This window comes from Candidatus Tisiphia endosymbiont of Temnostethus pusillus (genome assembly GCF_964264675.1).
In the GTDB taxonomy this organism is placed as follows: domain Bacteria; phylum Pseudomonadota; class Alphaproteobacteria; order Rickettsiales; family Rickettsiaceae; genus Tisiphia.
This window is the reverse complement of the sequence record NZ_OZ183472.1, coordinates 992777-1004517: the sequence shown is the minus strand read 5'-3', so window position 1 is coordinate 1004517 and position 11741 is coordinate 992777. Positions and strand designations below refer to the sequence as shown.

Genomic DNA, 11741 nt, shown 5'->3' with positions numbered 1-11741 from the left:
CCTAATGCCTTTTAGTAATTTTGTAGTCAAAATTTGTTTCCGTTCCTCACACATATATACCTACTACTTGCTATACTAAGCTGCATTTTTTCTAAAAATTTTTCAAAAATTATTCAATTGGCAACACTCTCATAATTGCCACTAAACTTAATATTCTCACTATTTTTATAAAACACTTTACATAGCAATAATATATTTATATTATATAAAGTATATACTTTTAAAGTAAAGGGGTTTTTAATTTTACTATTAAAGTGATTCGGTTGTAATTAGTATAAGAGGAGGATTAACGGTGCAAGAAAGTATGGGGCTGTTGTTTCATATTTCTCTCAAAACACTCAAATATCTCAAAGGGTTATGTTCTTTACGAGAAATAATCATGTTGTTTGTATATATGAAGTGTAGAGTTTCTTTTGATTACACCATGTTAGTGAACTTATAATTTAAAAATGAGGTATTTATGTCAAGACAAAGATTACATGAACTGAGAGTCCAATATGACGTACATGCAACGAAATTGAGTGAACTCCAAAAAGTACAGGATGCTGTCGTAGCAGAAGCTAAACAACTGCAACAACAACGAGATGAAAAATTATCAATGTGTACAAGTGTTAGAAGTACGTTAATGGCAAATGTTAACGCCTTAAATCAATTACAAGATAGTAATACTACTATCTCAACAAATATTGATGTGGAAAAAGGAATAATTAACAAAATTACCTCCTTATTAGAACAATATAACGAACATATGCCTGCACCTAATACGCCTAATTTAATTGTTGAGCAAGTTGGTGAAGTTGCTGCTTTTATTGATGCTATTAAATTAACATAAAATTTGAGGAGGGTACAGTTATGAAAAAAATTTTTGATGGAGTAGATGAACAACTTAATAAGCAAGAAGAGGAATTAAAAGGCTTAGCAACTTGCAACCAATTTTCTAACATTTTTGGTGTTAATGGTAGCAATTTTACAAACCCTAACGAACGTCCCCTTGTAAGGCTTGAAGAAATAAATCGAGTGATTGCTCACAATTTTTCCGGTATAGAAAATGTACTGAAGCAACAGCAAGATAATGTTGCTGAAATTACGGTTATGATTAATAATAATAAAACTGTGGTGCAAAATTTAAGATCTGAAATAACAACTATTCAAAGTGATATTAATGAAATACAATCTAAAAGTACTGAATTGTATACTAAGATTGCTGAAGCAACAAAACAACAGCAATTAAAACAACAAGAACTTAGTACTACTCAGAAAAGCAAGGAGCAATTAATTGATAGTATGAATCCTAAGCAGCTTAGCTTTGTCTTACAAAAATCTATTGAGCAATATGATGAGGAAATGGTTACTTTACTCATCAATAAAAATTTTGATGTTAATTTCCAAAGTAGCGATCAAGATACCCTGCTTCATACTGCCAAAAAACATAATCATAAACCTTTATTACAAAAGGTACTGGATAATCATCCTAATATTAGAGCTGATGTTAAGGCTAAAGATAATAGTGACAATATGGAGCTGCTCTTAGCTGCTCAGTCTTGCAAATGGGATATCGTCAAATATTTGGTAGAGAACGGGGCTGATGTTAAGGCTGCAGACAATGATGGCAATACAGTGTTGCACTTAACTGCTAAGTCTTACAAATGGGATATCATCAAATATTTGGTAGAGAAAGGTGCTGATATTAAGGCTACATGCAAGAATGGTTGGACAGTGTTGCATTTAGTTGCTCAGTCTCGCGAATTGGATATCGTCAAATATTTGGTAGAGAAAGGAGTCGATATTAATGCTACAGACAATTATGGTAGTACGGCGTTGCACTTAACTGTTCGGCACGACAATTTGGATATCGTCAAATATTTGGTAGAGAACGGGGCTGATATTTATGCTACAGACGAGAGTGGTTGGACAGTGCTGCACTGTGCTGGGTATGGTTTTGGTGAGTTGAACGTCGTCAAATCTTTGGTAGAGAAAGGTGCTGATGTTAATACTACAGACAAGGATGGTAGTACGGCGTTGCACTTAGCTGCTGGGTGGAAGTCTTGGGACACTGTCAAGTATCTAGTAGAGAAAGGTGCTGATATTAATGCTACAGACAAGAGTGGTCAGACAGTTCTATGCTGGGCTGCTCGGAAAGATCAATTGGATGTTGTCAAATGGTTAGTAGAGAAAGGTGCTGATATTAATGATAATACAGTGTTGCACTGTGGTGCTTCGGAGAACTCTTGGAACAGTGTCAAGTATCTAGTAGAAAAAGGTGCTGATATTAATGCTACAAACAATAATGGCAATACGGTACTACACAAGGCTGCTCAATCAGGTAAGTTGGACGTCGTTACATGGCTGGCAGCAAAAGGTGCTGATATTAATGCTACAGACAATTATGGTAGTACAGTGTTGCACGTTGCTAGTCAGTATAGTATGTGGGATGTCGTCAAATGTCTAGTAGAGAAAGGTGCTGATCTTAAGGCTATAGACAAATATGGCAGTACAGTGTTGCACATAGCTGTTCAGTCAGATAAGTTGGATGCCATTGAATGGCTGGTAGAGAAAGGGGCTGATCTTAAGGCTACAGACAATTATGGCAAGACACCACTGATTTTAGCTACAGAACAAAATCACGAGAAGATTATTGCATACCTACAACTAAAAAACGTGCTAAAAAGTGTTGATTTTCAAGGTCAAGATTTAGCTATACAAGACAATATAGACTATCATATTCCTGAAGTTACAGAACAAACCTGTAGCTCTTTGTTAGGTTCTTTACAAGAGCCGCAAGATTTAGGGGGTGTCATCAATTGAGCCAAATTACCATGGAAACCATATAAACAACACCTAAAAAGTTTTGAGATGTTTTGTCATATCGTGTTGCAATATAGTCAATTCAGGAGAATTTGATGCTAGGAACGATGGAACGAAGCCTATAGATAAATAGGCAAGCGACGAGTGACGACGTCATCAAATTCTCCTGAATTGACTATAGCTCTATATTGCTGGGTCTATCAGAAAGATTGTGTAAGTATGATGTCAGAGTTAGTCCATCTTTGATCGACATTTGCCCATTTTTGGTCATCAGTACCACAAAGTATGGCAAATTGATTCAAGGCAACTGACCAATCTTTAATTGGCATTGTCCACTTCTTTTGAGCGTTTGTCAATGCCAAAAATATTATTTTCTGAATTGATTTATCATCTGGAAATACCCCTTTATTTTTTATAATTTTCCTGATTTGCCGATTGGCTGATTCAATAGTATTAGTAGTATATATTGCCTTTCTAATCCCTTCAGGAAAACTAAAAAGCGGGGCTATACCTGACCAAAGACGTTGCCACATGTCAGAAATTACTGGATATTTTTCGTCCCATTTTTTACTAAAGTTTTGTAGCTCTCTAATCCCTTCCGCCTCGTTTATTGCTGTATAAATTTTCTTTAAATCAGCTGTTACCGATTTTAAATCTTTATATGACACGTACTTGGTAGAATTCCTAACCATATGCACGATACATAATTGTACAATAGTTTTAGGAAAAACACTATTTATAGCTTCAGGAAAGCCTTTTAGACCATCTACACAAGCAACATATATCTTTTCAATTCCCCTATTCTTTAGCTCAGTTACCACTTGCATCCAAAATTTAGAACCTTCATTCTTGCCAACCCAAATACCAAGTAGCTCTTTCTTACCTTCCATATTAACACCTATAGCTATATAAACTGCTTTATTTATTATAGTGTGATTGTCTCTTCCTTTGACATATATGCAGTCAAGATATATTATCGGATATATACTATCAAGGGGACGATTCTGCCAATTTATAATATCCTCCAAAACTCCGTCAGTTACTTTAGATATTAATTCTGCAGATACTTTGGTAGAATAGATTTCCTCTAAATGTCCTTGTATCTCCCTTGTAGTCATACCTCTTGCATACAGAGATATTACCTTCTCATCAAACCCTTTAAATTGTCGAACTCCCTTAGGAATTAATAGGGGTTCAAATTCTCCTTCTCTATCTCTTGGAACATCTACTGTTATATTCCTACCATCTTCATCTATTATAGTCTTTTCATAACTACCATTGCGTCTGTTTTCAGATTCTTTCTCATCCTTGGAATGTTTCTCATATCCAATATAAGATTCCATCTCTTTTTCTAGAATCTTATTAACTAGTTGTTTTTTTAACTCTTGCAATATCCCATCTTTGCCAAAAATTTCTGATGGATTACTTTGTGACAAAAGTTCTGATACTACTTTTTCTACAGATTGATTTATTGTTTTTGTTTTCTTCTTCATATTAACCTCATGTAAGTGTTTTTTCGTAATCTTATTTTTACTACTTTTTTCAACTTACACAATCTTTATGACAGACTCATATTGCTTTCAATTTTGCAAAAAAGTTCTCAATCAAATGCCTAGCTTTATAGAGGTTCTTATCATAATTAGCTGGGTTCACACGATTCTTCTTTGGGGGAATCACGGCTGTACATCCAGCTTATCTTGCATACGTGCATCAGCATCATAAGCCTTATCAGCAAGTACAGCATTCGCTTTCGTCAATTCATTCATCAAAACATTATATCCTTGCAAATCATGAGCTTGACCCGGGGTAAGATGGAATTCCGTTGGATTCCCTAGAGCGTCACATGTGACATGGATTTTAGTACTCAGCCCCCTTTACCTCGTCAAATTGCTTGGTCATCATCTAACCCTTTTTTTTAGCACCAACACTATGTTGATTAAAATCCATTGCAAAAGCAGGCTTAAAGCAAATTATAGATAAACAATATGATGCTAAAGTAAAAGGACACAAACACGTTAAAAAGATCATTAAAATCTCTATGACCTTTTGTGGCAAAAAAGTAGTGCTAGAATACTAAATTGATTAAGAAAAATATTGCATACATAAATTCTTTACTCCTATGACCAAAATTTACTCTTTAAAATGGTTGGGCTAACTATAAAAGCCCTATTAAGGGCAGAGTCTTGTTATAATTAGGCTTTAAAGGGATTTGCAAAAATTCTAACCTAAACTGGTTAAAAGTTCGCAACGTACACCATGCAGCCCGCCATTCGGTACAAGTTGTCGTTTTTTCAAAAATATCGAACGGGAAACGTAGAGAGGTCTCAAGTTTTTTGCCCCTTAGTTTGAGGTTCTGAAATACGAAATTTATCATTTATCATTTTGCGTTTTTGAGGGCTTTCAGAACCTTTGAAGGTTTCATGGCCTTGCGAAGCTAGAGTTATTAGCATTGTAGCCGTATCAGTAAATTTATCGTCTGCTTCCTCATAAACTTTAAGTAAACGAGCAATTTCATATTGACGATCTTTTAATTGTTGTTTCTTTGCTTGGAATTCTTCTTTGCTTAGTTCGCTGCTTAATCTTAAATCAATTAATGAATTTAGTTTATTTTCATTTTCTGTATGTTCTTTCTTTAAAGCAGCCGTCGCTTGCCCATGCTCATCTTTTTTTAGCTCATTTGTATTTTTTAAATAGGCTAGAGTCTCTTTTAGCATTTCTGGGTCTTAAACCTATTCTTTTAAAAACCTCTTCTACCTGCTTTAAAACCTCATCTTCTCTTACATAAATCTTTTTGTTTGGATTCTTTGGATCCCATGTACCTAAATAAGTCCATTCGTCCACTTTGCCATCTGAATATGTTTTGCTGTGAGTTTCAGCTGTTACAACTTTACCAGTTACTGCACAGGTGATTAATCCTCTAAAAAGAAAATCCTTACCACCATATTTAAAAGGCTTCTTCTTCCACCCTAAACGTACATCTTTACATGCCATAAAAGTCTCTTTTGTTATAATTGCTTGGTAACCATGTGACCACATCTCTCCTTTTACTCTCATTTCACCATAATAGAAAGGTTGTTGGATCATTCGATGCACTACTGTTTTATTGACGTAGCAATTGTTTTTGCTCCTAAGACCAAGCTCCTTAGCTTTTTCAGTCAAATAATTAAGAATATACATTCCTGTTGCATATTCTTCAAAGAGTTTTTTTATGATAGAACCTCTTACAGGATCGAGAATTACTATACTGTTTCCTCTTTCATCTCGGCTATTTAGGTAACCAAGAGGGGCTGGTCCTATCCACTCTCCTTTACGCAATTTATGATCTAGGCTTCTTTTAACGTTATCACTTAAACTATCAACGTAAGATTGTGCCATCAATACGTTCATTCCCCACATTAGCTTTGCATGAGACTGAGAATCTTTATCTATTATGTAACCTTCTGTTCTAAAATGTAATTCTATCTTACCAGCTTTTATTGGTTCTTCTAGTAATGAAATTTCTGAGATTCTTCTTTGTACTCGATCTACTTTATCAGCAACTATAGCAATTGTTTCTCTATGGCTTTTAGCAAATTTGATCATCTCTTTAAATTGTTTGCGATCACCTCTGCTTGAAGATTCGATAATTTCAAAAGTTTCGATAACTTCAAGATTTTTACGTTGGCAATATTCTACTAATCTATATTTTTGAGCTTCAATTGAATACCCTTCTTCTTGCTCCCTTGTTGAAACACGAACTAAAATTATTGATTTTGTTGCTTTGTCTGGCATATTTTTTCCTTAGATAATAAATTTTGCTTTAATTAGAAAGTAGTATCTACTCAAAGAGCAGAGATATATCAAGCACCGCACAAGTCAAGTTGAATTATTATTAAATTACCCCATCTCCTTCAGTATTAGAGCCAAGTGTAACATTTTTTTAGTATTAATAATTTTTGGTTATTGTAAATAAATTGTTCTGACACTTAGTAGTGTGCTACATCAGTTGGTTTGTTATTAAACTATTATTTTAGCTCTTTTAAGGCTATTACACGGCTTTTTAGTGTTCTTATGGTAGGGGAAATCAGTTTTTTAAATTATTACGCTCTAAGTCTAAATAGGGGCTTTTTTTAAATCATATTTCATCTTACTTTGCTCATCCCTTTGCTTTTTTATCTTATAATCGGTAATCTCCTGACAAAAACCTATTAGGTTTCTAGCTGCTGTGTGAAGTTCTTGGTCTGTAAGTTTACCTTTAGACATAATTGTTAGTTTGCTAACAATTGCTGTGTAAATTTCTTCAGACGAACGTTTATCTCTGTCTATTTCTTTTATCATCTGCTGTATATAAGCATTTTGCATAATATTCCCCTGTTGTTAAGCTTTTAGTCCTACTGTTTTTATATTACTGTTAACTATTTTTTTTTGATTTACAATAGCCATTTCATAACGTGAAATGATCTATAACTGATAAATTCCTGTCTTATTTGGTTTTATATATAAAAAAATTTCATGATTTGAAAAATTTTCTTAAATTCTTTGTATTTAGACAACTAATAGTGTTTTGTTAGTAAGGATTAAATATTAATGCTAATCGTTATGAAATTACTCACATGGTTAGAACTGTCTAAAGTGTCCGTACGAGAATTTGCTAAAATGATAGGTAAGAATCAAAGTTTAGTACATAAATATGTCTACGAAGAAACAATACCTGGACCTAAAGCTATGATCAAAATTTACACGGTTACTAAGGGAGCAGTTGATGCCAACATTTTTTTTAAGCTTTCTGACCAAATATTTGAAGAAGAATTAAAAAATAAAAAGAACCCTCCCAAACCTGAAATAGATTTTAGCTATTAATACTATCAGTTCGTTATAAATCTCTATTTTTATCGACCAATTACTTAAGCTAGTTAAGTGGTAGAGAATAATCTTATATTTACTAGCTTATCTATAACATTGTACTTCTAGGTTGTTATTTTTATTACATATAATCATTTAAGTTGATTATATGTTTTATAGCTAAGCGAAATAGCAAGGTTATTATTAGTTGTAAATATCAATAAAATCTTCTTAATTATAGGTATTAAGTGATAAAAGTTATCCACAAAATCCGTGCATTAATTTGTGGATAAATATGTGTGTAATATGTGGGTATTACGAGGATAAGTTTTTTCACCCTGTGGATAAGTGGTGAAATTTGGATTTTTTTATAACTTTTTTGGGATTTTTTTTTGCATTTTTTTAGGTTTTTTTTTGATTTATACGCTCGTATAGTTTTTTTTTTGCCATTTTTTGAGAGTTTTTTTATGAGTTTTTACAGCTAAATTATCTAAAATTATAGGAGATTATTATGTTAAAATCTAAGAACAAACCCTTTTCTCTATCATCTTTTCTTCATGGCACTAATTTACTTAGACATGATGAATTAGGAATTTACATTAGACTACTTGAACATATGTGGATAAGTGGTGGAAAATTGCCAAATAATGACCAAAAATTAGCATATTTTTTAAATATTTCGCTAAAAAAATGGCAAAATTATAAAAAAATTTTGCAAAAATTTTTCATTTTTTCTGATAAAACCTTTACACATTTGGAATTGAAAAACGAATGCCAAAAACTCATAAAAGTATCACAACAAAATTCCTTGAATATAGCAAAGAGATGGGAGAAATATCGTAGTCAACTGATCGAATCTGCAGGGGAAAAAGATACCCCCTCTAATGATACGACCGTAATATGATCGTATTACCTACGCGCACGCACGTCTAAAGATAATTATATTGATATAAGATTAGAGGATGATGATAGGCTTGTGGATAAGTCACCAGTGATTGCCAAATTAGCAAAAACCGAAATAGCAGAACTAACTCAAAAGCTACAAGGGTTGTTCAATAAGCACGATATGGTTTTACCAGTAGATGCGTCGTTGCTTATAGAATGGCTAGAAAGTGGTATTAGCAAAGATTTTATTTACCAAAAAATCGAGCAAGTAGTAGCTCGCATTTGCCTGCATCAACTTCAACACCCAAGATCATTTGCTTATTTCACCCCAGAGATAAAACGTTACTGTTAGGCAGGGTAGTAGTAAGTGGAAGTTAAAGGTGCATTTGATAAAATAAATTTCACAATATGAAATAATTTAAATTATTTTTTTGTTTTAGTCTTTCTTTTTTATACAAAAGACCATTTCATGCAATGAAAAGCCTATTGTTTTATAAAAAAACCTTGTCATACTGTGATTAATAAAGGCAATTATAGTAAAAATTATGAACAAAACTACCTTAGAAAAATCTCAACCTCAGCTTGCTTCAATGAAGCCAGTTAATGGACTTCTTGCAGAATTTGCTTCTGTGCAAGGATTTGACGGAGACTCAGAACCTCAATCCGCAGCGTACTCAAATTCTGTTACGGATTTGAGTCTAGACTCATTGTCTAAATCACCAGCAGAAGTAGTATTATGCGAGAAGTCTAATGAAATTTACAAAAATAGTGAGAGTAAGCATGAACAAAATGGTAAAAAAATGATTAAATATCCAATGAGTGAGCGGCTAATGAACCAGTGTTTAATCAATGAAGTTGTGTTTACTGGTTTAGTAAAAAATGTACTACAAGCAAAACTGATTGACCAATTAACTGGTACGTTTAACTTACAGATTCAAGAATTTGGCTATCGTCAATTTTTAAGCAATGGCACAACTATGGGCTTCTGTACCCGGAATTTTTGCACCAAAAATATTGACAATAGCCAAAACAAAAATCTTAGCTACCAATCTCTAATACAATTCTACAGTCAGCAAGCATGTAACAGTTTTGTCATTTACCAAAGAACCAAAGATAAAATTGAAGGGTTTTATTTTTTGCCATCAACTAATAGTCCGGAAATTATTAGCTATTACCTTAGGCACTTTGAATCTTTTGAACAGTTTATTAGTCTTGTAAGTCTTTATGTTAGCCTAGTTCTAGGTAGTATAAGATGCAGTAATTCATACTGCCAAAACTTACACAACAATAACTTATACGTAAAAATTTTTAGCCCCAATAGCTTGGCAGAATTATTTCCTGAAAGGGTTTTAAGCAACTAACTAAAATAACCATATTATGCAAACAACTAAAATTAACGTAAAATATTTAGGCAAGTCTTTCATTCTTACTCAAAGAGCTATGGAATGTCTTACACTTGCAGCTCTTGGCTTTCCTAAAAAGCACATAGCAGCTAGACTAGGCATATCGTACAGAACTGCAGAAAAACATATAACAAATGCTAAAAATAAAATTGGCATCTATCACCACCGACAATTATTAGATTTTTTATTTTCTTACCAACTGTTATAAGTAGCCTACTACCTATTACTGATAATACAAATCAATATAAAAATTCTACACTAATAAATATTACTTCTATGTCCTATTTTATTTATAATGAGCAAATTATTTTCTAAATAAATTTCATAAAGTATTCTGTAGTTACCGTATCTATATCGATAAAGACCTTTGTATTTACCAATTAACGGCTTTCCTAATTTTTGTGGCATCGATGTTAAATAGTTTTTCACTTTATTATATATTTTTAAAGCGATATCAGGAGAAATATTTGATAAATCTGCATCTGCTTTATCCTCCCATTTAGTTTTATAAACCATGCTCTGCACGATATCTTTCTTCTAATCTTTGTTTCATTTCTTCAGAAGTATAAAATTTTCTGTTTGGACTTTTTATTCGTACTAAAGCATCTTCTGCATCCTCTATATCTTCTAGTTGTTCTTTAATGTAGCTTTCAATTGCTTTATGAACAATATAGCTTTTTGATCTTTCCATTGATTTAGCTATCAAAGATAAAGAGTTATTTAAATCATCTGGAATACGTGTAGTAATTGTGGTCATAATAATGTCAATGTATTGTGAATACATGAGTTTCTAGCATTTGTAATCTTTTAAAGTACAATCTATCTTGATTCATTGTGCTAAACCAAATACTTGTTTTAGTCATTATTCTATCATTAATGACTAAAATTACGCCATTCAATTAGGTAACTTACAGTCAAATAACAAAAATTTATTGATTTAAGGTATTAAAAATTCTAGATTTCGACTATTATTAAGTTTTTGGTGAGAGTAATCACACTAGATTATAATCTCAAGGAGGTTTCCATGCACAAAATAGAACTAATTGAGTATATAGCAAATAGAGAAGGTTGTACTAAAAGTGAAGCTGAAAAGGTTATTAATATCTTTACTAAATCAGTGACTTCTATACTTGCCGAAGGTAAAGAAATAATGCTAGTAGGTTTTGGTAAGTTTTACTCTAGTAAAGTTGCAGCTAGAGCTGGAAAAAACCCAAGAACTGGTGAAACAATTAATATTGTAGCTTATGTGCAACCTAAATTCTCTGCTGGAGAAAAGCTAAAATCTGCTTGTAATAGCCATAAAATCTCAAAACCAACAAGCATAAAGAAATAATGAATAATCAAATTGTTTGATTTGCATTATATTGGGATTTAAGATATCATCATTAAGATGCCGATACCAAAAGAAGTAAGTTATAATAAAATATACTTCTAATCAATAGATTTGCTTTTTAGAGAATTGCCTGCAAAAGCTAAGTGTATCGGCTTGCAATAATAAACACGAATTCCAGCAATCAAGGACAATTTGTGACTAAGATTAAATGATTCTATAAATCAGCTTGGCTAACTTTATTTGCAACTATTAAAGTTGTTGTGTAAATTTATTTCTTATTATATAATTTCCGTCTTTTTAGTCATAAGTAAAGTGTTGATGTGGAGCATTCAATTAATTTAGAAATTGCTTGTTTATTAATTTCTTTTTTTCACGGTGTCGGTATCTTTTGACACCAATCTATCCTAGATAACTTGGAACTCAAATGATTAGTTTTGAAAGGTATCTATTGAAAATAAATTTTTAAAAAAGTTTCATTTTATAAAATTGTATGC

The 11741-nt window shown here is 32.4% G+C and carries 16 protein-coding genes; 9 read left to right on the top strand and 7 right to left on the bottom strand.

Features of this window, described 5'->3' with window-relative positions; genetic code table 11:
• The first annotated feature begins 460 nt into the window (after window positions 1-460).
• Window positions 461-832, top strand: coding sequence for a hypothetical protein (locus tag ACFEL2_RS04825; protein ID WP_375331623.1), 372 nt, complete (start codon window positions 461-463; stop codon window positions 830-832).
• Between the two features lie 20 nt (window positions 833-852).
• Complete coding sequence (locus ACFEL2_RS04820) at window positions 853-2805, top strand: ankyrin repeat domain-containing protein (RefSeq protein WP_375331622.1); 1953 nt, start codon at window positions 853-855, stop codon at window positions 2803-2805.
• A 200-nt stretch (window positions 2806-3005) separates the two neighbouring features.
• On the opposite strand, the gene ACFEL2_RS04815 is transcribed toward ACFEL2_RS04820, so the two are convergent.
• Entirely contained in the window at window positions 3006-4298 is a 1293-nt protein-coding gene (locus ACFEL2_RS04815; protein ID WP_375331621.1) for an IS256 family transposase, read from the bottom strand.
• Between the two features lie 180 nt (window positions 4299-4478).
• Window positions 4479-4661 (bottom strand): transposase, encoded by a 183-nt coding sequence (locus ACFEL2_RS04810; RefSeq protein WP_375332390.1) that lies wholly within the window; start codon window positions 4659-4661, stop codon window positions 4479-4481.
• Between the two features lie 89 nt (window positions 4662-4750).
• Between ACFEL2_RS04810 and ACFEL2_RS04805 the strand changes: the two genes are divergently transcribed.
• Window positions 4751-4882 (top strand): PD-(D/E)XK nuclease domain-containing protein, encoded by a 132-nt coding sequence (locus ACFEL2_RS04805; protein WP_375332389.1) that lies wholly within the window; start codon window positions 4751-4753, stop codon window positions 4880-4882.
• A gap of 247 nt (window positions 4883-5129) precedes the next feature.
• On the opposite strand, the gene ACFEL2_RS04800 is transcribed toward ACFEL2_RS04805, so the two are convergent.
• The 3 genes from ACFEL2_RS04800 to ACFEL2_RS04790 all read right to left on the bottom strand — a co-directional run bounded on the left by ACFEL2_RS04800 (window position 5130) and on the right by ACFEL2_RS04790 (window position 7146).
• Window positions 5130-5519, bottom strand: coding sequence for a hypothetical protein (locus tag ACFEL2_RS04800; RefSeq protein ID WP_375331620.1), 390 nt, complete (start codon window positions 5517-5519; stop codon window positions 5130-5132).
• On the bottom strand, window positions 5479-6576 hold the full coding sequence (locus tag ACFEL2_RS04795) for a recombinase family protein (protein ID WP_375331619.1): 1098 nt from the start codon (window positions 6574-6576) through the stop codon (window positions 5479-5481). Before ACFEL2_RS04795 ends, ACFEL2_RS04800 begins: the two co-directional genes overlap by 41 nt.
• A gap of 321 nt (window positions 6577-6897) precedes the next feature.
• Complete coding sequence (locus ACFEL2_RS04790) at window positions 6898-7146, bottom strand: hypothetical protein (RefSeq protein ID WP_341751287.1); 249 nt, start codon at window positions 7144-7146, stop codon at window positions 6898-6900.
• 237 nt (window positions 7147-7383) lie between these two features.
• Between ACFEL2_RS04790 and ACFEL2_RS04785 the strand changes: the two genes are divergently transcribed.
• The 5 genes from ACFEL2_RS04785 (at window position 7384) to ACFEL2_RS04765 (ending at window position 10122) form a co-directional block, all read left to right on the top strand.
• Complete coding sequence (locus ACFEL2_RS04785) at window positions 7384-7644, top strand: hypothetical protein (protein ID WP_341751286.1); 261 nt, start codon at window positions 7384-7386, stop codon at window positions 7642-7644.
• A 493-nt stretch (window positions 7645-8137) separates the two neighbouring features.
• Complete coding sequence (locus ACFEL2_RS04780; protein ID WP_375331618.1) at window positions 8138-8530, top strand: DUF1376 domain-containing protein; 393 nt, start codon at window positions 8138-8140, stop codon at window positions 8528-8530.
• A 72-nt stretch (window positions 8531-8602) separates the two neighbouring features.
• A complete protein-coding gene (locus tag ACFEL2_RS04775) occupies window positions 8603-8863 on the top strand; it encodes a hypothetical protein (RefSeq protein ID WP_341758062.1) in 261 nt (86 codons plus the stop codon).
• 193 nt (window positions 8864-9056) lie between these two features.
• On the top strand, window positions 9057-9872 hold the full coding sequence (locus ACFEL2_RS04770; RefSeq protein ID WP_341751284.1) for a hypothetical protein: 816 nt from the start codon (window positions 9057-9059) through the stop codon (window positions 9870-9872).
• Window positions 9873-9888: 16 nt separating this feature from the next.
• The gene (locus tag ACFEL2_RS04765) at window positions 9889-10122 is read left to right on the top strand and encodes a helix-turn-helix transcriptional regulator (protein WP_341751283.1); all 234 of its coding nucleotides are present in this window, start codon (window positions 9889-9891) and stop codon (window positions 10120-10122) included.
• 50 nt (window positions 10123-10172) lie between these two features.
• On the opposite strand, the gene ACFEL2_RS04760 is transcribed toward ACFEL2_RS04765, so the two are convergent.
• Together ACFEL2_RS04760 and ACFEL2_RS04755 are read right to left on the bottom strand one after the other, a co-directional pair.
• Window positions 10173-10430, bottom strand: coding sequence for a type II toxin-antitoxin system RelE family toxin (locus tag ACFEL2_RS04760; protein WP_375332388.1), 258 nt, complete (start codon window positions 10428-10430; stop codon window positions 10173-10175).
• Window positions 10420-10671: a ribbon-helix-helix domain-containing protein gene (locus ACFEL2_RS04755; protein ID WP_341754024.1), complete on the bottom strand. Its 252-nt coding sequence runs from the start codon at window positions 10669-10671 to the stop codon at window positions 10420-10422. Before ACFEL2_RS04755 ends, ACFEL2_RS04760 begins: the two co-directional genes overlap by 11 nt.
• Before the next feature lie 267 nt (window positions 10672-10938).
• Between ACFEL2_RS04755 and ACFEL2_RS04750 the strand changes: the two genes are divergently transcribed.
• Entirely contained in the window at window positions 10939-11247 is a 309-nt protein-coding gene (locus tag ACFEL2_RS04750) for an HU family DNA-binding protein (protein ID WP_341751944.1), read from the top strand.
• The last annotated feature ends 494 nt before the right edge of the window (window positions 11248-11741 follow it).